Consider the following 24,395-nt stretch of genomic DNA (forward strand, 5'->3'; position numbering starts at 1 on the left):
GGCGTTCATTGGAGTTGGAGGTGGGCTTAGAGCTCGAGCTTCATCTCGCGGCGATACCACTCATGGAAGTGCAACATGCCGTCTTCCATCGGGCTTTGGTAGGGGCCGACCTCGTTGTCGCCGCGTTCCATCAAGGCCTTGCGGCCCATGTCCATGCGCAGAGCGATCTCATCGTCCTCGATGCAGGTCTCCATATAGGCGGCCTGATGGGCTTCGACGAACTCGCGCTCGAAGGCGGCGATTTCCTCGGGGTAGTAGAACTCGACGATATTGGCGGTCTTCTGCGGCCCTTGGGGGAATAGGGTGGACACCACCAGCACATGCGGGTACCACTCGACCATGATGTGCGGGTAATAGGTCAGCCAGATCGCGCCCGATTTGGGCGGCGTGCCCTCACGGAACTTGAGCAGTTGATCGTGCCAGCGCTGGTAGACGGGCGAGCCCGGTTTGGCCAGGTCTTTGTGAATCCCCACGGTTTGCACCGAGTGGTTGCGGCCGAATTCCCAGGCCAGATCATCACAGGTGACGAACTGACCCAGGCCCGGGTGGAAGGGGCCGACGTGGTAATCCTCCAGATAGACCTCGATAAAGGTCTTCCAGTTGTAGTCGCACTCATGCACATGGACCTTGTCCAGCACATAACCCGTGAAGTCCAGCTCGGCCTTAGGGCCCAGCTGCGCCAGATGGGCGCCGACGTCGTGGCCGTTGTCCTCGAACAGCAGGCCGTTCCACTCCCGCAGCGGGTAGTTCTTCAGATTCAGGCAGGGGTCGTGATCGAAGTGCGGGGCACCGACCAGCTCGCCCTTGAGGTCGTAAGTCCAGCGATGCAGGGGACAGACGATATTGCTGCGGGTATTGCCGCGCCCACGCAGCATCACGGCTTGGCGGTGACGGCAGACATTGGAGATCAGTTCCAGACCTTCGCGGGTACGCACAATCGCGCGACCTTCGCCTTCCTGCGGCAGTGCGTAGTAATCGCCCACCTCGGGTACCGCCAAGGCGTGACCGAGGTAGCGGGGCCCAGGTTGGAAGAGCAATTCCTGTTCTTTGCGGAACAGGTTCTCATCGAAGTAGGAAGAAACGGGCAGCTGCGTGTCGCTGCGCTTAAGAGCCGCGAGGGAAATACTCAGGTCGGACATGATCCAAGTGGGTCTCCAAGAAACCAAATGTCAATTCAACGTCGCACAGCCAAGTGCGAACGTGGAAAGACGCCCCGGACGTCGGGAATGTGACAAAAGACCGGCAATGGTGACGAAGTGCATCGTGCCGGCGAGACAATCTGCGCCCCAACTCATGTGTTTCCATGGGTTGCAACGCAAAAAACGATGAAGAAACCTGAAGCGCCAGGACAGCTTGTAAAGCTGCCGGTACATCAGGCCTGGGCCAATAAAATCAAGCGCGAGCCCAACACCCAGACCTAGATGCCGCCCCCAAAAAAGGAAGGGCCTAGTTCGACAGGAGCCCGGGATTGTATCTCTTGACAGGAATACGTCCCTTGTTTTGTCAAGCCTGCCCCCCTTCCGGGGCGTGGCGCTCGGATGACAATGCGCCAGTCTGTACTGACTACAATCGCCGTTTTCCCGTACACCCATGACAAAAAGCAGTACTTCAGCAAAACAGGCTTCGAAAGAAGCCGTCGCGCTCAGCTATGAGCAGGCCTTGGCCGAGCTGGAGCGCTTGCTTGCCGGCATGGAGGCGGGGCAGTTGCCGCTCGATCAACTGTTGGAAAGTTATCGACGTGGCGCCGAGCTCTTGGGTTTTTGCCGCGCCAAGCTCCAGGCCGTAGAACAACAAGTCAAAGTGCTTGAGGGCGAGGGATTGAAACAATGGGGAGATTCCTGAGCGTGGATGCAGGTATTTTTGAACAATGGATGCAGCGCTCACTCGCTGCTTGTGAATTGGCTCTGGATCGCTTCGTGCCCAACGACGCGCCTGCCGGTCTCGGCGAAGCCATGCGCTATGCCGTCCTGGACGGTGGCAAGCGCCTGCGCCCCCTCTTGGTGATGGCGGCGAACGACGCGGTGCGCGGCGATGCCGAGGCCGCCATGCGTGCGGCCTGCGCGGTCGAATTGATCCATGCCTATTCTCTGGTGCATGACGATATGCCCTGCATGGACGACGATGTGCTGCGCCGTGGCAAGCCCACCGCGCATGTCAAGTTTGGCGAAGCCCGGGCCATGTTGGCCGGTGACGCCATGCAGGCTCTGGCTTTTGAAGTGTTGACGCCCAATGCGGCCGACAGCGCCATGTCGCCCGCCCTGCAAGCGCGTTTGTGCTCCTTGCTGGCGCGCTCTGCTGGGCATGCTGGCATGGCCGGTGGCCAGGCGATTGATCTGGCCAGCGTCGGCCAGCAACTCGATGAATGCACCCTGCGAGATATGCATCGCCGCAAGACCGGTGTGCTGCTGCAGGCCAGCGTGATGATGGGCGCGGCCTGTGGCCAAGCTTCCGAGCATGCCCTGGTGCATCTGTCGGAGTATGGTGCGGCCCTCGGCCTTGCCTTCCAGGTGGTGGACGATATTTTGGACGTAACCCAGGACTCCGCTGTGCTGGGCAAGACAGCCGGCAAGGATCAAGACGCCAACAAGCCTACCTATGTCAGCGTGCTAGGCCTGGTGCCTGCTCGTGCTTTGGCCCAAGATTTGCGCGACCAGGCCCACAAGGCCCTGGCAGCCAGCGGTCTCGCGCATACCGCTTGGCTCAGCTTGCTGGCCGATATGGTGGTCGAGCGCCAGAACTAAGCTGATGTCATCACCGAGACTCTTTACAGCTCCGCAATGACCTACTCACTTTTGCAGGCTATCAATAGCCCGGCCGATCTGCGCCGCCTGCCGCGTACCGAACTGGTCAAGCTGGCCGGTGAGCTGCGCGCCTTTGTGCTCGACACCGTGTCGCGCTCCAAGGTGGGCGGCCATCTGGGCTCGAATCTGGGCGCGGTGGAACTGACCGTGGCCCTGCACTATGTCTTCAACACCCCGCACGATCGCCTGGTGTGGGATGTGGGTCACCAAACCTATCCGCACAAGGTGTTGACCGGTCGGCGCGATCAGATGAACACCTTGCGCCAGCAAGACGGCATCAGCGGCTTCCCGCGCCGGGACGAGAGCGAGTACGACACTTTCGGCACCGGCCATTCCTCCACCTCCATCTCGGCCGCCCACGGCATGGCCATGGCCGCCAAGATCAAGGGCGAGGACCGCAAGGCCGTGGCCATCATCGGCGATGGCTCGATGACGGCCGGCATGGCTTTTGAGGCGCTTAACAACGCAGGCGTGCCGCATGGCGGCTTGCTGGGTGATGTGCTGGTGATTCTGAACGACAACGATATGTCGATCAGCCCGCCCGTCGGTGCCCTGAACAAATACCTGGCCCGCTTGATGAGCGGCAGCTTCTACTCGGCCGCCCGTGAGGGTGCCAAGAGCGTGCTCAAGAACACGCCCTTGTACGAGTTCGCGCGCCGCTTTGAGGAGCACACCAAGGGCATGGTCGTGCCTGGCACCATTTTTGAAGAGTTTGGCTTCAACTATGTGGGCCCCATCGATGGCCACGACCTGGATGCCTTGATCCCCACGCTGGAGAATCTGCGCGACAAAAAAGGCCCGCAATTCCTGCATGTGGTGACCAAGAAAGGCCAGGGCTATAAGCTGGCCGAAGCCGATCCGGTAAAGTACCACGCGGCCTCGGGGGTGTTTGATCCGGCCGTGGGTTTCGTTAAGTCGACGGCGCCCGCCAAGACCACCTTCACCCAAGCGTTTGGCGAATGGCTGTGCGATATGGCCGAGCAGGACAAGCGCCTGGTTGGCATCACGCCCGCCATGCGTGAGGGTTCGGGCATGGTGGAGTTCCACAAGCGCTTTCCGACTCGCTATCACGATGTAGGCATTGCCGAGCAGCATTCGGTGACCTTCGCCGCCGGCCTGGCCTGCGAGGGGCTCAAGCCGGTGGTGGCGATCTATTCGACCTTTTTGCAGCGCGCTTACGACCAGATGGTGCATGACGTCGCCTTGCAAAATCTGCCGGTGGTGTTCGCTCTGGATCGGGCTGGCCTGGTGGGTGCCGATGGCGCCACCCATGCCGGTAACTACGATATCGCTTTCACCCGTTGCATCCCGAAGATGGCGGTGATGACGCCGGCGGATGAAAACGAGTGCCGCCAAGCCTTGTATACCGCCTTCCAGCATGATGGCCCGGTGACGGTGCGCTATCCGCGTGGGGCCGGTGCCGGTGTGGCGATTCAAAAAGAGATGCAGGCTCTGCCCTGGGGCAAGGGCGAGATTCGCCGCAGCTCCAGCAAGCCTTTGCGCGGCAATGCGCCGGCTTCGCAGGCCGCGCCGCGCATCGCCATCCTGAGTTTTGGCACCTTGCTCTACCCCGCGCTGGCAGCCGCCGAATCTTTGGATGCGACGGTGGCCAATATGCGTTTCGTGAAACCGCTGGACCACGAACTGGTGGCCGAGTTGGCCCGCACGCATGACGCACTGGTGACGGTGGAAGACGGCTGCATCATGGGCGGCGCTGGCTCGGCCGTGATGGAGTCGCTGCAAGCCGCAGGCCTGAACCTGCCGGTCTTGCAACTGGGCCTGCCCGACGAGTTCATCGAACATGGCGATGCGTCGCGCCTGATGGCGCAGTGCGGGCTGGATGCCGCGGGCATCGAGCAGGCCGTGTTGAAGCGCTTTGGCGCCCGACCCGCCCTGGTTCGGCCGGCCGCCAATCAATAAGGCTGAGCGGAGCTGCGCCTTGCGCTGAGGGATTCTGGAAAGCCTTGCGACGGCAAGCTTTTTAGGATTGCCTCATGCTTGGCAACAGGTCCCGGGCTTTGCTCTCCCTTTGCCCGCCTGTTTTTCGCGGCATTTGCCCCACGCTCAATAATCTCGCATGAACCAAGTCACTGCCGCCCTGCACATCCCCGATACCCAGAGTGAACGCGATGAGCGTCACCTCGTCATTCAGCGCGTCGGCGTCAAAGACGTGCGCTATCCCCTGCAAGTCTTGATCGGCCAACAGGCTCAAGGTTCGGTGGGCCAGTGGACGCTTGATGTGTCCCTGCCAGCCGAGAAGAAGGGCACGCATATGTCCCGCTTCGTCGCCTGGTTGGATGCCTTGAACGCGCCCCTGGATGCAAACGGCCTGCGCGAGCTGCACGGCCAGATGCTGGCCAAGCTGGAAGCGGTGGACGGGCGCATTGAGGTGCGTTTCCCCTTCTTCATCCGCAAGCGTGCGCCCATCTCCGGCATCGAAAGCCTGTTGGACTATCAAGGCGCGTTGATTTCCGAAACCCGCGCCGGGATCACCACGGTCTGGGCCGAGGTGGCGGTGCCGGTGAAGAGCCTGTGCCCTTGCTCCAAGGAGATCTCCGACTACGGCGCACACAACCAGCGCTCCCTGGTGACCATCCGTGCCGAGATGGCCGAGCAGGCGCCTAGCTGGCAAGAGCTCGTGCGTTTCGCCGAGGAAAGTGCCTCCAGTGAAATCTGGCCCTTGCTCAAGCGCAGCGACGAAAAGTGGATCACCGAGCATGCCTACGAGAACCCCAAGTTCGTCGAGGACCTGGTGCGCGATGTGGCTCTGCGTCTGAATGCCGACGCGCGCATCGGGCGCTACACGGTGGATGTGGAGAACTTTGAGTCTATTCACAATCACAGCGCTTATGCGCGCATTGAGCGCGCATAAGAGGCAGGGCAAGGCCCTGCTCAGCGCGCAGCGCTGAAGCTGGATTGGGCAAGCTTGCTTGTCACAACCACAGCGCTTATGCGCGCATCGAGCGCCTCTAAACCTGCAAGGCCGTTTTCAGTTCCCGGCTGATTTGCTTGACCTGCTCTCGCAGGTCGCCAAGCAGGACTTGGGTCAGTTCCTGTGCCGGCCTGAACTGGGGCAACATGGCATTGACCTGAAACGGGACGGAGACGCTCAAGCGGCGCAGCTCCAGGCCATCGCCCGCCATTGCCAGCGCAGTCAAGGGGTTGACTATGGCCAGGCCTAGCCCCGCCTTGACCATGGCGCAGACGGCGATCGCACTGTGCGTCTCCAGCCTGGCGCGGCGGCTCACGCCCTGGGCCGCGAACAAAGCGTCCAGCTGCAAACGGTAAGGGTCGTCGGCGGCCAGATTGATGAAGTCCTGGCCTTCAAAGTCGCCCGGCTTCAAAACCTTCTTGCCCAGCAGCGCATGGCCCGCAGGCAGCACGCACACCTCGTCCAGACTCAGCAAGGGGACCAACTCGGTGCCTGGCACGGCGTGCGTCTGCTCGCTCAAGCCTAGATCGAAACGCTGGGCACTCATCCACTCCTCCAGCAGCGGTGACTCCTGCGGCGTGATGGACAGCTGGGCGGCAGGGTAGCGCGCAAAGAAGCGCGCGCAAGCCCCTGGCAGCAAGGCATGGCTGAGGGCGGGCAGGCAGAGCACCGAGAGCTGAGCCTGCTCCGCGCGCCCCAGTTGAGCCGCATGCTTGCTGATGCGGTCCAGTCCCTGGTAGGAACGCTGGACCTCCTCGAACAAGCTCAAGGCCCGGGCCGTGGGCTTGAGCCGGCCGCTCAGGCGCTCGAACAAGGCATAGCCCAGCAAATACTCCAGCCGCGCCAGCTCTCGGCTCAAGGTGGGTTGGGAGCTGTGCAGCAAGCCGGCGGCGGCCGTCACGCTGCCGGCCGTCATCACCGCGCGGAAGACTTCGATATGGCGATGGCTGATGGCGGGGCGATTCATGGCGCTAGGCTAGTCCCATATCAAGTTTGAATGATCTGTAGACTTTAAAGCATTTGATTGAATAGCTGGCCTGCGGCATTCTGTGCCCAGTTCAATCCTTCTTCTTCTGCGAGTGCCCAGACCATGTCTGCATCGACCTCTCTTTCGCCCGTGCGCCTGCGCCAACTGGCCCAGCGTTTTGGCTCACCCCTGTGGGTTTACGACGCGGCCCTGATCCGCGCTCGCATCCAGGCTCTGCGCGCCTTTGACACCATCCGCTTCGCGCAAAAAGCTTGCTCCAACACGCATATCCTGCGCCTGATGCGGGAGCAGGGCGTCAAGGTCGATGCTGTGTCGCGCGGCGAAATCTTGCGTGCTCTGGCGGCGGGATACACCGCCGGTGGAGCCGGCGATGAGATCGTCTTCACCGCCGACCTGCTGGACCGTGAAACCCTGGCCACCGTGGTGCAGCACCGGGTGCCGGTGAACGCGGGCAGCATCGATATGCTGCATCAGCTGGGGGCGGCTTCGCCAGGGCATGCTGTTTGGCTGCGTATCAACCCCGGCTTTGGCCACGGTCACAGCAACAAAACCAATACCGGCGGCGAGCACAGCAAGCACGGCATTTGGCATAGCGATCTGCAGGCCGCCCTGGCCGCGATTGCCCAGCATGGTCTCAAGCTGGTGGGCCTGCACATGCATATCGGCTCGGGTGTGGATTACGGCCATCTGTCCCAGGTCTGTGGGGCCATGGTGGATCTGGTGCGCCAGGGGAAAGCGGCGGGCCATGATTTGCATGCCATCTCGGCCGGTGGCGGCCTGTCCATTCCTTATCGCAGCGGCGAGCCCGTCATCGACACGGCGCATTATTTCGGCCTGTGGGATGCCGCACGCAAGGAGGCCGAGAGCCTTGTCGGCCATTCGCTGGCCCTGGAGATTGAGCCCGGCCGCTATCTGGTGGCCGAGTCGGGCAAGCTGATCAGCGAGGTTCGGGCCACAAAAGATGTGGGACGCAACCATTTCGTCTTGGTGGATGCAGGTTTCAATGAGTTGATGCGCCCCTCCATGTACGGCAGCTATCACGCCATGAGCCTGCTGCCGCAGGACGGCAGCGATGCCAGCGTCCGCCCCCAGCGCGCCAGCGTGGTGGCCGGCCCCTTGTGCGAATCGGGCGATGTGTTCACTCAGGGCGATGGGGGCGTGGTCTTGCCGCGCGAGCTGCCCGAGGCCCAGGTGGGCGATTTGCTGGTGATCCACGACACCGGTGCCTACGGGGCCTCCATGTCCAGCAACTACAACAGCCGGCCGCTGGCGGCCGAGGTGCTGGTGGATGGCGATCAGGAGCGCCTGATCCGCCGCCGCCAAACGGTGGAAGAGCTGCTGGCGCTGGAAGCGCTTTGATCAAATTGCCGCCTGCCCGCGCTTTGTGACAAGGCGTCGAAAATGGTCTGCATAGCGTAGGGCAATGGTGGCGATTTGATTAATCAAAGCTAAGGCCTATCGGTTCTCGATATGATTCCGTCATCCCTTAACCCAGGTGTCTGAACAAGCCACCTCAACTCGACGGAACCATCATGTCTTTGATCAATACCCAAGTTCAGCCCTTCAAGGCCAGCGCCTTCCACAACGGCAAGTTTGTTGACCTGAGCGAAGCCAGCCTGAACGGCAAGTGGTCGGTCCTGATCTTCATGCCGGCTGCTTTCACCTTCAACTGCCCGACCGAAGTCGAAGATGCCGCTGACAACTACGCCGAGTTCCAAAAGGCCGGCGCCGAGGTCTATATCGTCACCACCGACACGCACTTCGCACACAAGGTGTGGCACGAGACTTCGCCCGCTGTGGGCAAGGCCAAGTTCCCGCTGATCGGCGACCCGACGCACCAACTGACCCGCGCTTTCGGCGTGCACATCGATGAAGAAGGCCTGGCTCTGCGCGGCACCTTCATCATCAACCCCCAAGGTCAGATCAAGACCGTGGAAGTGCACGACAACGCCATCGCCCGCGACGTCAAGGAAACTCTGCGCAAGCTCAAGGCTGCTCAGTACGTGGCCAACAACCCCGGCCAAGTCTGCCCCGCCAAGTGGAAGGAAGGCGAGAAGACCATCACTCCTTCGCTGGACCTGGTCGGCAAGATCTAAGCCACTGAACCTTCAGTAGCCAAGGCTCAAATTGTTTGAGCTCTCAGTCGCAAGCTCCTGCCGCCCGGCAGGGCTTGCGCAAGACCCCAAGCGCGACCGCAATAGTCACGCTGAAAGCATCCCCAATAGCTAAGGCTCCCGGGTGTTTTCAGAGTGGCTTGTCTCGCCACGCCTGAACACACATCTCAAGGAGTACTAGCACCATGTTGGACGACGCACTGAAGACTCAGCTCAAGGCCTATCTGGAGCGAGTCACCCAGCCTTTTGAAATCAAGGCCTCCCTGAGTGAATCGGACGCATCGCGCGAGATGCTGGAGCTGCTGCAAACCATCGCAGCCATGTCCGACAAGATCAGCCTGACTACCGACGGTCAGGACGAGCGCAAGCCCTCCTTCAGCCTGCAGCGCGCCGGCACCGATATGAGCTTGCGCTTTGCGGCGATTCCCCTGGGCCATGAGTTCACCTCACTGGTGCTGGCCTTGCTGTGGGTGGGCGGCCATCCGCCCAAGGTCGAGCCCGAGGTGATCGAGCAGATCAAGGCCCTGGACAGCGACTTCAGCTTCGAGGTCTATATGTCCCTGAGCTGCCACAACTGCCCGGACGTGGTGCAGGCGCTCAGCCTGATGGCCGTGCTCAACCCCAAGATCAAGACCGTCATCATCGACGGCGCCCTGTTCCAGGACGAGGTCAACAGCCGCGAGATCATGGCCGTGCCTTCGATCTACCTGAACGGCGCGCCCTTCGGCTCGGGCCGCATGAGCGTGGAAGAAATCGTGGCCAAGCTCGATACCGGTGCGGCCAGCCGCGATGCCGCCAAGCTCAGCGCCAAGCCGCCTTATGAAGTGCTGATCGTGGGCGGTGGCCCAGCCGGCGCGGCGGCGGCTGTGTATGCGGCGCGCAAGGGCATTCGTACCGGTGTGGCGGCCGAGCGCTTCGGTGGCCAGGTCAATGACACCATGGCGATCGAGAACTACATTTCGGTGCTGGAAACCGATGGCCCCAAATTCGCCGCGGCCCTGGAGGCCCATGTCAAGGCCTACGAGGTGGACATCATGAATCTGCAGCGCGCTGAAAGCTTGATCCCGGCGGCCAGCGAAGGCGGTCTGATTGAGGTCAAGCTGGCCAACGGTGGCTCCTTGAAGAGCAAGACGGTCATCCTTTCCACCGGTGCGCGTTGGAGGAATGTGGGCGTGCCCGGCGAGCAGGAATATAAAAACAAAGGCGTGGCCTACTGCCCGCATTGCGATGGCCCCTTGTTCAAGGGCAAGCGCGTCGCGGTCATTGGCGGCGGCAACTCAGGCGTCGAGGCAGCGATCGATCTGGCTGGCATCGTGGCCCATGTGACCTTGATCGAGTTTGGCGAGGCCTTGCGCGCCGATGCAGTCTTGGTCAACAAGCTGAAAAGCTTGCCTAACGTCACCATCCATGTGAACGCCCAAACGACGGAGTTCACCGGCGCCGAGGGCAAGCTCAATGGCCTGAACTACAAGGATCGCGTTAGCGGCGCGGCGCATCGCGTCGAGCTTGAGGGCGTGTTCGTGCAGATCGGCTTGGTGCCCAATACCGAGTGGCTCAAGGGCGTGGTGGAGTTGTCCAAGCACGGCGAGATCATCGTCGACGCGCGCGGCCAGACCTCGGTGCCCGGCGTCTTCGCCGCGGGTGATGCCACCACCGTGCCCTTCAAGCAGATCGTGATCGCCGCCGGTGACGGCGCCAAGGCGGCCCTGGGCGCGTTTGATTACCTGATGCGTCTGCCCGCCGCTGCCTAAGGCTTGAGCCGCTGCCGCCAAAGGCTGTCCAGGCTGTAGACAGCCAAGGCAGCCCAAATAAAGGCAAAGCCCAGCAGGCGGCTCGTGCTCATGGGCTCGTGATAGAGCCAGACGCCCAGCATGAATTGCAGCGAGGGCGAGATGTATTGCAGCAGGCCCAGCGTCGTCATCTGGATGCGGCGCGCGCCGGCTGCAAAGAGCAGCAGCGGGATGGCGGTCAGCGGGCCCGCGAACAAGAGCCAAGCGATGGTGCCGGGCTCGCCCTGCACCAAGGCGCCCTGGCCTTGCCAGCTCAACACACCCAAGGCGACGGCCGCCAAGGGCGCCAAGAGCATGGTCTCCAGCGCCAGACCCTCCAGCGCGCCGAGCGAGGCCATCTTGCGCATCAGACCGTAGAAGCCAAAACTCAGGGCCAGCGCCAGGGCGACCCAAGGGATGTGGCCGGTCTGCAAGGCCAGCCAGAGCACGCCGATGGCGGCCAGGCCCACGGCCAGCCATTGCAGGCGGCGTGGCCGCTCTTTCAGCACGATAAAGCCCAGGGCCACATTGACGAGCGGGTTGATGAAGTAGCCCAGGCTGGCGTCGAGGATCTGGCCTTGCTGCACCGCCCAAACGTAAACCAGCCAGTTGCAGCTCAGCAGCAGGGCCGAGAGGCCGAAGCGAGCCAGGAGCTTGGGGTTTCGCAACACCTCGCCCAGCCAGGCCCAGCGGCGCAAGACCAGCAAGACCGCCAGCAGAAAAACCATGGACCACAGCGTGCGGTGCAGGATCACCTCCAGCGCCGGCACCTGGGCGATCTGCTTGAAGTAGAGCGGGAACAGGCCCCAGGCCAGATAGGCCAGGGCGGCGTAGACGACACCTCCGACGGCCGCACTCATGCTGGATCGGTCTTGTCGTTGGTGTACATCTGGCTGCTCATCTCATCCACCCTGTTCTGGCTTGTCAGTGCGGGCATTGTCGGCTGCCTCCGGCTCATCCGGCTGCCACAGGCCTTTACTCCGCAGCGCGGCCCATTCCGGCCCCAGTGGCGCTTGCAGGTCCAGCATCTGCCCATTCAAGGGGTGGCGGAACTGCAGGCGCAGGCCGTGTAGCCACAGGCGTTGCAAGCCCAGGAACTCGGCGCTGGCCCGGTTCAGCGGCCCTTTGCCATGGGTGGCGTCGCCGATGATGGGGTGGGCAATGTGTTTGAGGTGGCGGCGGATCTGGTGGCGGCGGCCGGTTTCGGGCCTGGCCTCAATCAGCGCAAAGCGGGTTTCTTGGAAGCGAGCACCGCTGCTGAAAGGCAGGCTGAAGCGGGCCAGGCGCAGCCAGTCGGTGCGCGATTCAAGCAAGACCTGGCCCTGAGAGGGCAGCTCCGGGTCCTTGGCCAGCGGGTGTTCAATGCAGCCGGCTTCGGCCGGCCAGCCGCGCACCAGGGCGCGGTAGGTTTTGCGCGTCTGCCTTTGCTCGAAACAAAAGCTCAGGGCGGCGGCCATCTCGGCACTCAGGGCAAACAGCAGCAGCCCGGAGGTGCCCTTGTCCAGGCGATGGACGGGCCAAACGGGCCGACCGAGTTGGTCGCGCAGCAGCTGCAGGGCGAAGACGGTTTCCTGCGCGTCCAGGCCGCTGCGATGCACCAGCATGCCGGCGGGTTTGTTGATGGCCACGAGCTGCTCGTCGGCGTAGATGATTTGCAACATTGGGCTTGTGATTTCTTTCCCTAAACGGGCGGAATAGCCCATGAATACGGTGGTTTCGCACGTCGACACACACTGTTACCCGCTACACCCAAAAGGAGGGGTGTTCATCGTCACGAGGACTCGAAAGAATGCCGGTATGGGCCCAAAGTGCTGCGGGCTCAGCAGTCCCAGGAGCCCGCCATGCCGCAAATCTTTCACGTTGGATACCGTTCCCGCCTCGTCACCAGCATCGCCTATTTGCTGATGTTGCTGGGTCTGGCCGGTCTGGGCGTGAGCGGCTATTTGCTGGGATTTTCGCCCACGGGTCGCACCCTCTTGGGTCTGATCGCCTTTCCTTCGCTGATCCTGATCTCCTTGCTGGCCATCGCCGCGGGCCAGGCCTTGCTGCGTCGCTATGAATGGGGCCGCCGCCTGAGCTTTGGCCTGCTGGCGGCCCTGGTGCCCAGCCTGCCGGCCCTGCCTTGGCTGACCAATGCCAATATTTTGCTGGCGCTGGTCTGCCTGGGCTTGAGCGCCGGCCTGCTGTGGCTGGCCCTGCGTTTGAACTCTCGCCATGTGCGCCAAGAGTTCGCCTGATCCTGCTCAGCTGATCTCGCCATCCAGATAAAGCCAGGCCCCGTCTACCCGGACAAATCGGCTGATCTCATGCAAACGCTGGGCGCGGCCGCCCAGCTTGCTGCGAGCCACAAACTCCACCTGAGCATGTTCAGCGTCCTGCTGCACATGCTTTTTTACTTGCAGACCCAGCCAGCGCAGGCCGGGCTCATTCGGCGCCAGGCTGCTCGGCCGGGTGTCCGGGTGCCAGCTGGCCAGCAGGTAGTCCAGCAAATCGAGGGTGTAGGCGCTGTAACGCGAGCGCATCAGGCTTTCCGCATCGGGCGCTGTGAGCTGGCCGCTGTTGGCAAATGCCTGGTGGAGAGGGGCGCAGCACTGGCCGTAGCTTTGAGTGCTGCCGCAGGGGCAGGGCAAGTCTTTCATCGGCTCGCATCATGCCTGATCTACAAGCCTCTCTAAAATGCGCGGATGAACCTGCCCCCGCACGACGATCTGTTTGCCGCTACGCCTGAGTCCTCCTTCGCCTCCGAACCCACGGGCCTGCTGAAGAACCTCAACCCCGAACAATATGCGGCGGTGACGGCCCCGCCGGAGCCGGTGCTGATTCTGGCCGGTGCGGGCTCGGGCAAGACCCGGGTGTTGACCACCCGCATCGCCTGGCTGCTGCAGACCGGCCAGGCCTCGCCCGGCGGCATCTTGGCCGTGACCTTTACCAACAAGGCCTCCAAGGAGATGCTGACCCGGCTTACCACCATGCTGCCGGTCAATGTGCGCGGCATGTGGATAGGCACGTTCCACGGCCTGTGCAATCGCTTCTTGCGCGCGCACTGGAAGCTGGCGGGTCTGCCCCAGGGCTTTCAGATCCTGGATTCCAGCGACACCGTCTCGGCCATCAAGCGGGTCATCAAGGCGATGAAGCTGGATGAGGAGCGCTATGTGCCCAAGCAGGTGAGCTGGTTTATCGCCTCGGCGAAAGAGGATGCCCAGCGCCCGCAGGACATCGAGACCTATGACGAGCAGACCAAGACCTTGGTGGCCATCTACCAGGCTTACGAAGACCAATGCCAGCGCGAAGGCGTGGTGGACTTTGCCGAGCTGATGCTGCGCTCTTATGAGCTGATGCGAGACAACGCGGCGGTGCGCGATCACTACCAGCGCCGCTTCCAGCATGTGCTGGTGGACGAGTTCCAGGACACCAACAAGCTGCAATATGCCTGGCTGAAGATGTTCTCGCCGCCGGCCCTGCGTCGGGGCGTCTTCGCTGTGGGGGATGATGATCAGAGCATCTACGCCTTCCGCGGCGCGCGGGTGGGCAATATGGTGGACTTCGAGCGCGAGTACCGCGTGGGGGCCGTCATCAAGCTGGAGCACAACTACCGCAGCTTCGGCAATATCCTTGATTCGGCCAATGAGCTGATAAGTCGCAACACCAAGCGCCTGGGCAAGAATTTGCGCACCGAGGCCGGGCCTGGCGAGCCGGTGCGGGTGTACGAGGCCGCCAGCGATTTCGCCGAGGCGCAATGGCTGATCGAGGAGGCCCAGGCCTTGCATCGCCAAGGCCTTGAACGCAAGGAGATCGCCGTGCTCTATCGCAGCAATGCGCAGTCACGGGTGATTGAGTCGGCGCTCTTCAATGCCGGCATCCCTTACCGAGTCTACGGCGGCCTGCGCTTCTTCGAGCGGGCCGAAGTCAAGCATGCGCTGTCCTATCTGCGCTTGCTGGAGAACCCCAACGACGACACCAGTTTTCTGCGGGTGGTCAACTTCCCGACCCGTGGCATCGGCGCCCGAGCCATCGAGCTCTTGCAGGACGCGGCGCGTATCTCTGGGCGCAGCTTGTATCAGAGCGTGGGCGCGGTGGCGGGTAAGGCGGGTACAAATTTGCAGGCCTTCACCGGCCTGATCGACTCCACCCGCAATCTCACCCAGGGCCATACCCTGCGCGAGATCATCGAGCAGATTCTGGAGACCTCGGGTCTGACCGAGTTCTACCGCAATGACAAGGACGGCGCCGATCGGCTGGAGAACTTGGGCGAATTGATCAACGCGGCCGAGGCCTTTGTGACGCAAGAGGGCTTTGGCAAGGATGCGGTGGCGCTGCCGGTGGATGAGCTCTCGCCTGGCGCAATTTCTCAAGGCTTCCCCGCCGCCGTGGCCCCGGCCAACTTCACGCCCGATGCGGAGACCGGCGAGATCATGTCGCCCCTGGCTGCCTTCTTGACCCATGCCTCCCTGGAGGCGGGCGACAACCAGGCGCAAGCCGGCCAGGACGCGGTGCAGCTGATGACGGTGCACTCGGCCAAGGGTCTGGAGTTTGATGCGGTCTTCATCACCGGCTTGGAGGAAGGCCTGTTCCCGCATGAGAACTCGCTGACCGACCATGACGGGGTGGAGGAAGAGCGCCGCCTGATGTATGTGGCTATCACCCGGGCTCGCCAGCGCCTCTACCTGGCCTTCAGCCAAACCCGCATGCTGCATGGCCAGACCCGCTACAACGTTAAGAGCCGCTTTTTTGACGAGTTACCCGAAGCCGCGCTGAAATGGCTGACGCCCAAAAACCAAGGCTTTGGCTCCGGCTATGCCAAGGAATACCAAGACGCCTGGTCGCGCGGCGCGGGCCTGAAGTCCATGGTGGGCGCCGGCCGTGGCGCTGAAAAGCCGAGTTATGAAGCGGCGCCAGTGCCGCGCAGCATGAAGGCGGCGGCTGCCGAAAAAGTGGCGGCCGAATTCGGCGGGCTCAAGGTGGGCAAGGGTGTCTTCCACACCAAGTTTGGCGAGGGCGTTTTGATGACCTTGGAAGGCACGGGCCAGGATGCGCGCGCGCAGGTCAACTTTGGTCGCCACGGCATGAAGTGGCTGGCGCTGTCGGTCGCCAAGCTGACCCCGATTGACTGAAGCGAGCCGCTGAGGCGGCCAACAAAAAAGACCTCGAAGAGCGAATCTTCGAGGCCGTCAAAGCACAGCATCTGAGGCGATGCCTGCAAAGCGCGCACGCTCCATTGCGAACTCACGTGCTCGGTGGGCCGGCGCCCGCTTAGCGCCGGCTCTGTTCAGTGCGTCTTCGATCAGGCTTTCAGCTTGCTCAGCTTGATGCTGCTGGCCTCGGCCGTCAGATAGCCCACGGCCGCGCTGAAGCCATCGTTGTAGTTGGCGCGCACCAGCGGATCCAGCGTGGCCTTGACGACTTTGTGCAACGAACCCCAGTCGCCAGGGTGCTGGAAGTTGCTGGTGATATAGGTCCAGCCATTCAAATCATCCACCACGCCCAGGCCGGTGGCTTCGGCGCCGGCCGGCATCGAGATCAAGCGACTCAGCTGCTTGGTGTCGACGTTGTAAGCCCAGACGAAGTTGTTGACGTGATAGGCGCTGTCCTCGCCGATGAAGAGGGTGCGCAGCTTTTCTGAGAACTTGAGGTTGTCCGGGGCGGCGATCTTGTCGGCATTGGCCAGATTGCCCAGGGCATCGGCCACGGCCAGGTCTTCACCCACCAGCAAGGCCTTGGTCTGCGAGGGCACCCAGTCGCTGTTGATGGCCGCGCCCGCCGTGTCCTTCTGGCCGGCGCTCAGGGCGTGAGCCAGCACGCCGCCGGCGTTCAGGGCCTTGTCCAGGCTGACGCCATAGGCTTCGTTCCAGGCGGCATTGCCCTTGACCATGGAGCTCTGCATGTTTTGCAGGGCCGAGTAAGCGATCTTGTCCTTGATGTTGACGGTCGTGCCTTCCATCTTGGTGAAGGCCATGCTGCCGCCCTTCATGGCCGCGTAGCGATGGGTTTCCAGGAAGGCGGCGGCCTTTTCCATGCCGGGCTTGAGTTTGACCCATTGCACCTTGCCACCCAGATAGATCTTGGTGAAGCTGGCGTCTGCTGGGTCGGTGGTGGCCACCGTCATGATGTCGGTGGGCGAGAGGGTACCCGCCAGGGCCTCGATCTCGGCGCTGGTGGCCGAGCCCAGCTTGATCCAGCTCAGCGGCGCACCGGCAGCGGCGGGATCGATGGAGAAGCCCGCGCCCAGCTTGGCCACGTAGAGCGTGCCGGCGGAGAGGTCTTTTTCCTTGTCCGCGACAAACATGAAGAAGCCGCCGTTGGTGGCATCGTCGCCCATGATGGCGGTGCGATTGTCCGGCATGACCTGGATCAGCTCATGCGAGATGCGGCCCAGGCAGTAGTGCTTCTTGATCGTGCCCGTGCCGTCGGGGTTGACCGTCACTTCGGGCAGATGGCCGTAGTGATAGGGCTTGGCGGTGCTTTCGTCGCCGAACAAATTCTTGCTATAGGCCTTGAACATGCTGTTCGAGGCGATGGTGAAGGCGTCGGGCTCGTACTCTTCGCTGGACAGATGGGTGCCCCAGGGCGAGAGGCTGGAGCCGCAGGTGATCCACAGGCCGTGGGCGGCCGAGGTGTCGACATTGTGGTACTTGACCAGGCTCAGCTTGCCGGTGTTTTGGTCTTGATCCAGGGTCAACACGGCGATGGGCGAGGGCAGGCGGCCGTACATATCCGTCTTGCCGTCTTGCGCCCATGTCGTGTACTCAAACTGCACCACGGCGAACACGGCCTTGCCCTTGATGCCGCTGACGGTGGGGTTGGGCAAGCTCAGCAGCGAGGTGCCGTCGGGCGAGTCCGAGAAGAACTGACGCTCCTTGCCCGCCACCGATTTGTCCACTATGGGCTGGTTCTTGATGTCCACATAGCCGCCCGCCAACACGGTGCCGCCCTTGCCGTCGGGCACTTGGCTGCCGGTCAGGAAGAAGGGCGCGTAGGCCAGCTTGAAGCTTTGCTTGCTGCCGTCGCTCAGGCCCACTTCCAGTGTGGAGGCCACATGGGTGGTGGCCATGGCGGCGGCATTCGTCAGGCCGGGGGCGGCCATGGCGCCGAAGCTGGCCGAGACCATCTGAGGCACGACGGGATCCATCACATCACCACCTCCGCAGGCGGAGAGCAGGGAGCTGGCGCCCAGGCCGCCGATGCCGGTCAAGGGCAGCATCAGGGGCGTGCCCAGGAACTTGAGGGCCTGGCGGCGCGAGGCTTGGGTGGGTTTGGACATGAACATTCCTCCAGAATTTTTCGGTTCGGCTGGGGCAGCCGCGTGATCTGCAGCGGCGCGGTTCCGTGAAAGCCCGCGCTCGTTGTGACCGAAAATGTAAGAAAGAGGAATGTCTATTTGATGACAAGCCCGGCGCCCTAAGCGCCAAGCTTGTCGGGCTGCTTTTGCAGCAGCCCGTCTGGTTTCAGCGTTTGTCCTTCAGCAAATCGCTGGGGGCGCCGAACATAAAGCAGTCGATGAAGGTGAAGTACAGCGAGGCGTAAAACACCGTCGACAGCAGCAGGCCGCAGGCCATGGCGATGATGGGCAAGACCTGACCCAGACCCAGCAAGCCGGCCAGCAAGCTGCCGATCAAGCCCATCCCCATGATCAGCGCGCCCCACAGCAAGGCGTTGTAGGCAAAGGCGCCGCGGTTGCGCCAGACGCCCAGGGTGCTGGAGAACAGGGCCTGCATCAGGCCTTGGCCACCCCAGTGCACCAGGGCTGGCGCATGCCAGAAGGGGATGGACAGCAGGGCCGCCAAGCTCAGGCGGGTGATGGCGCCCCACAGCAGGGCGGGGTTGGCGGCGGCCTCGGCGATCTTCTCGGAGGAGGCGCCTTCGCCCATCAGCTTTTGCAGCTCGTCCATGCTGCCGCCATCGATCCAGCCGGCCACATAGCTGATGGCGATGGTGGCCAGGGCGTAGCAAGCGCCCAGCAGCAGCTGGGTGTTGCGCCGCTCGGGCGTCAGCTTGAAGGGCATCAGATAGACCGAGGCCGTGGGGGTTTGGTTTTGTAAGACCAGATGGGTGGCCAGCATAAAGCCCAGGGAGAGCTGGGGCAGGGCCATCAGCAAGAGCATGACGCCCACGGCCGGCACCATCAGCAGCAGCATGGAGGCGAACAGAAAGAGCGAGAACAGGCCGGCCAGGGCCATGGGTCGGCGCTGGAAGATCTTGAAGCCGTGCCGTATCCACAACATGCCGTTGCGGGCGGGCACGGTTTGCAGGTGCAACATCATCGGAGGGGTCGTGCTCAAGATGGAAGGCTCAAGAGTAGAAGGGTTCAAGGGGGCGGACAAGCGTGGATTGCGGGCGCGAGGCAGGCGGGTGACTTTTTGCGCGGGATGCGTGTGAATTTGACGTCAGCTGCTCAGCCCTGCGGCATGGCATGCCAGGGGCTGCGAATGCGTTCTAGCAAAACCCGTTCGAAATGAGCCGGGTCGTGCGGCGTCAACAAGGCGGCGTCGCGCGGCAGATGGACGTCCCACAGGCGCGAGACCCAAAAGCGCAGGGCGGCGGCACGCAGCAAGGCGGGCAGCAGGCGATGCTCGGTGCCGCTCAAGGGGCGCACACCCTCGTAGGCTTGGACAAAAGCCTGGGCGCGGGCCTCGTCCAGGCGGCCGCTGGCCAGGTCTATGCACCAGTCATTGAGGCAAACGGCCAGGTCGAACAGCCAGGTGTCGACGCCGGCGAAGTAGAAGTCGAAGAAGCCGCTCAGGCGCTCGCGGCCGGGGAGACCCAAGTCCACGACGGGCCGCTCCCGAGTGGACGGCACCCCCTCGGGGGGGCTGTCGCTTGGCGACAGCTCAGGGGGCACACATTCAAACATGACGTTGTCGCGGAACAGATCGGCATGGATGGGGCCGCTTGGCAGCTCCGCATAGCTGGCCGAGGCGGCTAGCTGCTGCTGATAACTCAGCTCGCTTTGCAGCAGCTGGGCACGGGAGGCGTCCAGATGCGGCAGCAGCACCGGCACCGTCTCGGTCCACCAGGCCAGACCACGCAGATTGGGCTGGTGCAGGGGGAAGTCCTGGCCGGCCAGATGCATGCGCGCCAAGGCCGCCCCCACTTGCTCGCAATGGAAGAGATCGGGCGCCAGCTGGTGGCCGCCGCGCAGCTTGTTCACGAGGGCGCAGGGCTTGCCTTGCAGCTCGAAAAGGATCTCGCCCTCGGCATCGGCCTGCGGGTCGGGCACGGCCAGGCCGCGCGCGGCCAGATGCTTCATCAGCTGCAGATAAAAGGGCAGCTGGGCAAAGCTCAGGCGCTCGAACACCGTCAGCACAAACTCGCCGCGGTCGGTGTCCAGAAAGTAGTTGGTGTTCTCAATACCTGCCTTGATGCCACGCAGGCTTAGCAGGGTGCCCAACTGCAGGCGTGAGACCAGGGCTTGGGCCTGGGCCGTGGAGACTTCGGTAAATACGGCCATATCAATGTGCGCTTGTGCGCTTGAGCGCATTTTGGGCTTTGGGCTCTGGCTGTCAGCGGCGGCAAGACGGGCCCCTGGGGCCCAAGCTTGCTAGGGGCCTGGCCGGAGAGGCCGGGGCCGAAAGCGTGACAGAGCTGCGGATGGATCAGAAAGTCAGCAAACGCCAGACTCTTTGACCCGCCGCGCCACGACTGGCGCCATTGCCGATTGAAGGATCGCGACTCGCGTCGCCCATGATGATTTCGTAGCCGGGTAGCGAGCTGTTCTTGGGCTGGACCGTGACCTTCTGGGTCTGGCCGCGCACGCGCACTTCTTCGACACGGTTGCTGTCGTCCTCGATCACCGTTTGCTGCACCTTGGCGTCCGGCACCTTTTGCTGCTGCTTGGGCTCATCGGCCTCGCGCGGCTCGGCCGCCAGGGCCTGGCCCTGGCTCAGGCACAGGGCCGCCAGGCTCAAGGCGGTCAGGGCTGCCGTCCGGGCCAAGGCGAGGGACGGTGTGTTCGAGGAGAAGTTGCTAGCCATGGGCTCATTCTATTCTGCCGCCCGGCTTGGGGCCTCTGGCGCCGCATGCTGCGACACAGGCTGTGCGCTGCACGACAATGCGGGCCATGAGCAAACCCATTCTTCTGCTGGTCGACGGTTCCAGCTACTTGTACCGTGCCTATCACGCCATGCCCGATCTGCGTGGCCCGGAAGGCGTGCCCACCGGCGCCATCCACGGCATGGTGGCCATGATGAAGCGCCTGCGTGATCAGGTGGCGGCCGAACATGCGGTGTGCGTTTTTGATGCCAAGGGCCCGACCTTCCGCGACGAGTGGTACCCCGAGTACAAGGCTCAGCGCGCCCCCATGCCCGACGCCTTGCGCGAGCAAATCGCCCCCATCCACGAAGTCGTCAAGCTCTTGGGCTGGCCGATTCTGGAGGTGCCCGGCATCGAGGCGGACGACGCCATCGGCACCCTGGCCCGGGTGGCGGCCGAGGCCGGCCATGCGGTGGTGGTGTCCACCGGCGACAAGGACCTGGCGCAGTTGGTGACGCCCGATATCACCCTCATCAACACCATGAGCAACGAGACGCTGGACATCCCCGGCGTGATCGCCAAGTTCGGCGTGCCGCCGGAGCGCATCATCGACTACCTGACCCTGATGGGCGACACGGTGGACAACGTGCCCGGCGTCGAGAAGGTGGGCCCCAAGACGGCGGCCAAGTGGATTGCCGAATACGGCTCGCTGGACGGCGTGATCGCCAGCGCCGACAAGATCAAGGGCGTGGCCGGTGAAAACCTGCGCAAGGCTCTGGACTGGCTGCCCATGGGCCGCAAGCTGGTCACCGTCAAGCTGGACTGCGATCTCACGGGCCATGTGCCGCAATGGCCGGCGCTGGAGGCCCTGGCCTTGCGTGAGGTGGACTTGGCCGGCTTGCAGGACTTCTACACCCGCTACGGCTTCAAAACCTGGCTGAAGGAGGTCAGCACCGCGCTGGCGCCCAAGCCGGAGGCCGCGCCGGCCAGCGGCGATTTGTTTGCCGACCTGCCTGCGCCCGCCGCTGCGCTGGAAAAGCGCTACGAAACCATTTTGAATTGGCCGAGCTTCGATGCCTGGCTGGCCAAGCTGCAGGCCGCGCCCCTCGTGGCTCTGGACACCGAGACCGATTCCCTGGAGCCCATGCTGGCCCGCATCGTCGGCATCTCTTTCAGCATCAAGGCCGGTGAGGCGGCCTACATCCCCTTGCGTCACGAGGGGCCGGATGCCCCTCAGCAGCTGCCGCTGGACGAGGTGCTGGCCAAGCTCAAACCCTGGCTGGAGGACGCGAACGCGCCCAAGCTGGGTCAGAACCTCAAGTACGACACCCATGTGTTCGCCAACCATGGCATCGCCTTGCGCGGTGTGCAGCACGACACCATGCTGCAAAGCTATGTGCTGGAGGCGCACAAAACCCACGGCCTGGGTGCCTTGGGCGAGCGCTATCTGGGTCGGGCGGGCGTCAGCTACGAAGACCTGTGCGGCAAGGGCGTCAACCAGATTCCTTTTGCCCAGGTGGAGGTGGCCAAGGCGGCCGACTATTCGGCCGAAGACTCGGATATGTGCTTGCAGGTGCATGAGCAGCTGTGGCCGCAGCTGCAAGCCGAGCCGGGTTTGCTGCGCGTCTACCGCGATATCGAAATGCCCACCAGCGCCTTGCTGGCCCGCATCGAAACGACCGGGGTCTTGATCGACGCCGCCCGCTTGCAGGCCCAGAGCCATGAGCTGGGCCAACGTCTGCTGGCGCTGGAGCAGGAGGCTTATGACATCGCCGGTCAGCCCTTCAATCTGGGCAGCCCCAAGCAGATCGGCGAGATTTTGTTCACCAAGCTGGGCCTGCCCGTGGTCAAGAAGACCGCCACCGGCGCGCCGTCCACCGATGAAGAGGTGCTGGACAAGCTGGCCATGGACTATCCCCTGCCGGCCAAGATCCTGGAGTACCGCGGCCTGGCCAAGCTTAAGAGCACCTATACCGACAAGCTGCCCTTGATGATTAACGCCCAAACCCAGCGGGTGCATACCAACTATGCGCAGGCGGTGGCGGTGACGGGGCGCCTGTCCAGCAATGATCCGAACTTGCAAAACATCCCCATCCGCACGGCCGAGGGCAGGCGTGTGCGCGAGGCTTTTGTGGCACCGGCCGGCCATGTCATCGTCAGCGCCGACTATTCGCAGATCGAGCTGCGCATCATGGCCCATATCAGCGAAGACCCGGGCCTCTTGCGCGCCTTTGGCGAGGGCCTGGACGTGCACCGCGCCACCGCCTCTGAGGTCTTCCAGACGCCCCTGGCCGAGGTCACCAGCGAACAACGCCGTTATGCCAAGACCATCAATTTCGGTCTGATCTACGGCATGGGCGCCTTCGGCCTGGCGCAGTCGCTAGGCATCGAGCAAAAGGCGGCGCGCGACTATATCGACCTCTACTTCAACCGCTTTGCCGGTGTGAAGCACTATATGGACACGACCAAGGCTCGCGCGGCCGAGCTGGGCTATGTGGAAACCTTGTTTGGCCGCCGCATCTATCTGCCCGAGATCCGCGGCGGCAATGGCCCGCGCAAAGCGGGTGCGGAGCGCCAGTCCATCAACGCGCCCATGCAGGGCACGGCGGCAGACCTGATCAAGCTGGCCATGATTGCGGTGCAGGCCGCGCTAGACGAGCAGGGCAAACAGACGCGCATCGTCATGCAGGTGCACGATGAACTGGTGTTCGAGGTGCCCGAGGCGGAGCTGGACTGGGTCAAGACCGAGGTGCCGCTTCTCATGGCTGGCGTGGCCCAGCTCAAAGTTCCTTTGCTGGCCGAGGTGGGTGTGGGCAGCAACTGGGACGAAGCGCACTGAAGCTAGGTCCGCTGTGGCTTGCCATGAAGGGCGGCGGCAAGCCGCCCTTCATGCTTTTTGGCGCCTGCATTTTCACTGGCGTGGAAACGTTTTTCCTGATTGCGTGAATACCGCTGCGTATAACGGTTATGTCTCGGGGTAAACCATGATTTGAAGCTAGGGGGGAGCGGCGTTTCTAGGGGCAAGCGCTAGGGTTTGAATGAACAATTCGTGACAAATTTCATGGTGGGCGGGAAAGATCGTTCCGGCCATGACTATTTTTTAGGGAAGAGGATTTCAAATGAAATTTCAGTCTTTGAGCCAAAAGCTCAGCCTGTCTGCCTTGGCGGTGTGTGCCTTGGCCTTCGCTGCTCAAGCGCAGGCGGCCAGCGCAATTTCTCCCACTCATCGCCTGCAGAGCCTGCCCGCCTCCTTGGCGGCGGTGACGCCCACGGCGGCAAGCACCTTGGTCGTCGATGTCACCAACATCCAAAGCGTTGACGAGCTGGGCTCCCCCGATAACACGGTCTTGACCTTCAATGTGGGGGCCAATACGGTGATCAACTCGCTCACCTGGGATGTCAGCCTTCGTGCCAACAGCCCGAGCTGGTTGTCGGAAATTCAGGTCTCCTTCGGCAGCACCTCGGGCACCGACGGCGTGACCTTCTCGCCCGGCTTTGGTGATGACAACTCCGGCATCGGCTCCTACAGCGGCAGCGCCAATCTGGCCGACTACGGTCTTGAGTTCCAAGTCGGTGCCGATGGCATCTTGCGCCTGGAATTCCATGAAGGCTTTTACGACGGTGCCAACCCGGTGGACGGTGTTTGGACCGGTGGCACACTGACTTTTGGCATCACCCAAGCCGTGCCCGAGCCCTCGACCTACGGCCTGATGGCTCTGGGCCTGATCGGCGTGGGCTTCATCGCCCGCCGCCGCAAGTCGGCCTGATCCCTGGCGTATCAATGCCTAGCCCAGTCGGCCACAAGGCCGGCTGGGCTTTTTTTCG

20 protein-coding genes are annotated in these 24,395 nt (G+C 62.9%); 11 read left to right on the forward strand and 9 right to left on the reverse strand.

Translation table 11 applies throughout. The features are described 5' to 3' along the window. Positions 1–26 precede the first annotated feature (26 nt). Positions 27–1,139: an SRPBCC family protein gene (locus tag DBR47_RS16255; RefSeq protein ID WP_124451902.1), complete on the reverse strand. Its 1,113-nt coding sequence runs from the start codon at positions 1,137–1,139 to the stop codon at positions 27–29. A gap of 451 nt (positions 1,140–1,590) precedes the next feature. On the opposite strand from DBR47_RS16255, the gene DBR47_RS16260 reads away from it, so the two are divergent. From DBR47_RS16260 to folE2, 4 genes are all read left to right on the forward strand, one after another. After that, complete coding sequence (locus DBR47_RS16260; protein WP_124451904.1) at positions 1,591–1,842, forward strand: exodeoxyribonuclease VII small subunit; 252 nt, start codon at positions 1,591–1,593, stop codon at positions 1,840–1,842. After that, on the forward strand, positions 1,827–2,741 hold the full coding sequence (locus tag DBR47_RS16265) for a polyprenyl synthetase family protein (RefSeq protein WP_124451906.1): 915 nt from the start codon (positions 1,827–1,829) through the stop codon (positions 2,739–2,741). Before DBR47_RS16260 ends, DBR47_RS16265 begins: the two co-directional genes overlap by 16 nt. A gap of 36 nt (positions 2,742–2,777) precedes the next feature. Further along, positions 2,778–4,721 (forward strand): 1-deoxy-D-xylulose-5-phosphate synthase, encoded by a 1,944-nt coding sequence (dxs, locus tag DBR47_RS16270; RefSeq protein WP_124451908.1) that lies wholly within the window; start codon positions 2,778–2,780, stop codon positions 4,719–4,721. A 157-nt stretch (positions 4,722–4,878) separates the two neighbouring features. Then, on the forward strand, positions 4,879–5,673 hold the full coding sequence (folE2, locus tag DBR47_RS16275) for a GTP cyclohydrolase FolE2 (protein WP_124451910.1): 795 nt from the start codon (positions 4,879–4,881) through the stop codon (positions 5,671–5,673). Between the two features lie 97 nt (positions 5,674–5,770). On the opposite strand, the gene DBR47_RS16280 is transcribed toward folE2, so the two are convergent. After that, on the reverse strand, positions 5,771–6,700 hold the full coding sequence (locus DBR47_RS16280; RefSeq protein WP_124451911.1) for a LysR family transcriptional regulator: 930 nt from the start codon (positions 6,698–6,700) through the stop codon (positions 5,771–5,773). Positions 6,701–6,823: 123 nt separating this feature from the next. On the opposite strand from DBR47_RS16280, the gene lysA reads away from it, so the two are divergent. From lysA to ahpF, 3 genes are all read left to right on the forward strand, one after another. Beyond that, entirely contained in the window at positions 6,824–8,080 is a 1,257-nt protein-coding gene (lysA, locus tag DBR47_RS16285; protein WP_124451913.1) for a diaminopimelate decarboxylase, read from the forward strand. Positions 8,081–8,253: 173 nt separating this feature from the next. Further along, positions 8,254–8,817 (forward strand): alkyl hydroperoxide reductase subunit C, encoded by a 564-nt coding sequence (gene ahpC, locus DBR47_RS16290; RefSeq protein ID WP_124451915.1) that lies wholly within the window; start codon positions 8,254–8,256, stop codon positions 8,815–8,817. 203 nt (positions 8,818–9,020) lie between these two features. Further along, the gene (ahpF, locus tag DBR47_RS16295) at positions 9,021–10,586 is read left to right on the forward strand and encodes an alkyl hydroperoxide reductase subunit F (RefSeq protein WP_124451917.1); all 1,566 of its coding nucleotides are present in this window, start codon (positions 9,021–9,023) and stop codon (positions 10,584–10,586) included. Here the strand turns inward: ahpF and rarD are convergent. Beyond that, positions 10,583–11,464 (reverse strand): EamA family transporter RarD, encoded by an 882-nt coding sequence (rarD, locus tag DBR47_RS16300; RefSeq protein WP_124451919.1) that lies wholly within the window; start codon positions 11,462–11,464, stop codon positions 10,583–10,585. The two genes, ahpF and rarD, sit on opposite strands and share 4 nt — an antisense overlap. A gap of 42 nt (positions 11,465–11,506) precedes the next feature. Beyond that, the gene (locus tag DBR47_RS16305) at positions 11,507–12,265 is read right to left on the reverse strand and encodes a pseudouridine synthase (RefSeq protein WP_231512337.1); all 759 of its coding nucleotides are present in this window, start codon (positions 12,263–12,265) and stop codon (positions 11,507–11,509) included. A gap of 180 nt (positions 12,266–12,445) precedes the next feature. On the opposite strand from DBR47_RS16305, the gene DBR47_RS16310 reads away from it, so the two are divergent. Beyond that, positions 12,446–12,841: a hypothetical protein gene (locus DBR47_RS16310; protein WP_124451923.1), complete on the forward strand. Its 396-nt coding sequence runs from the start codon at positions 12,446–12,448 to the stop codon at positions 12,839–12,841. 6 nt (positions 12,842–12,847) lie between these two features. On the opposite strand, the gene DBR47_RS16315 is transcribed toward DBR47_RS16310, so the two are convergent. Continuing rightward, entirely contained in the window at positions 12,848–13,243 is a 396-nt protein-coding gene (locus tag DBR47_RS16315) for a YchJ family protein (RefSeq protein WP_124451925.1), read from the reverse strand. Positions 13,244–13,288: 45 nt separating this feature from the next. Between DBR47_RS16315 and DBR47_RS16320 the strand changes: the two genes are divergently transcribed. Continuing rightward, positions 13,289–15,715 (forward strand): UvrD-helicase domain-containing protein, encoded by a 2,427-nt coding sequence (locus DBR47_RS16320; RefSeq protein WP_124451927.1) that lies wholly within the window; start codon positions 13,289–13,291, stop codon positions 15,713–15,715. 170 nt (positions 15,716–15,885) lie between these two features. Here the strand turns inward: DBR47_RS16320 and DBR47_RS16325 are convergent, their stop codons facing one another. From DBR47_RS16325 to DBR47_RS16340, 4 genes are all read right to left on the reverse strand, one after another. After that, positions 15,886–17,862: a PhoX family phosphatase gene (locus tag DBR47_RS16325; protein WP_124451929.1), complete on the reverse strand. Its 1,977-nt coding sequence runs from the start codon at positions 17,860–17,862 to the stop codon at positions 15,886–15,888. A gap of 184 nt (positions 17,863–18,046) precedes the next feature. Beyond that, the gene (locus DBR47_RS16330; RefSeq protein ID WP_124451931.1) at positions 18,047–18,880 is read right to left on the reverse strand and encodes a BPSS1780 family membrane protein; all 834 of its coding nucleotides are present in this window, start codon (positions 18,878–18,880) and stop codon (positions 18,047–18,049) included. A 113-nt stretch (positions 18,881–18,993) separates the two neighbouring features. After that, on the reverse strand, positions 18,994–20,049 hold the full coding sequence (locus DBR47_RS16335; RefSeq protein ID WP_124451934.1) for a homoserine kinase: 1,056 nt from the start codon (positions 20,047–20,049) through the stop codon (positions 18,994–18,996). A gap of 145 nt (positions 20,050–20,194) precedes the next feature. Then, entirely contained in the window at positions 20,195–20,572 is a 378-nt protein-coding gene (locus DBR47_RS16340) for a hypothetical protein (protein ID WP_124451936.1), read from the reverse strand. A 77-nt stretch (positions 20,573–20,649) separates the two neighbouring features. Here DBR47_RS16340 and polA point away from each other — a divergent pair, with 77 nt between their 5' ends. Both polA and DBR47_RS16350 read left to right on the forward strand, forming a co-directional pair. Beyond that, positions 20,650–23,409 carry a DNA polymerase I gene (gene polA / locus DBR47_RS16345; protein WP_124451938.1) on the forward strand — a complete coding sequence of 920 codons (2,760 nt, stop codon included), beginning with the start codon at positions 20,650–20,652 and terminating at the stop codon, positions 23,407–23,409. A gap of 280 nt (positions 23,410–23,689) precedes the next feature. Beyond that, the gene (locus DBR47_RS16350) at positions 23,690–24,337 is read left to right on the forward strand and encodes a PEP-CTERM sorting domain-containing protein (RefSeq protein ID WP_124451940.1); all 648 of its coding nucleotides are present in this window, start codon (positions 23,690–23,692) and stop codon (positions 24,335–24,337) included. The last annotated feature ends 58 nt before the right edge of the window (positions 24,338–24,395 follow it).

It is taken from the genome of Paucibacter sp. KBW04 (genome assembly GCF_003852425.1).
Taxonomy (GTDB): domain Bacteria; phylum Pseudomonadota; class Gammaproteobacteria; order Burkholderiales; family Burkholderiaceae_C; genus Paucibacter_A.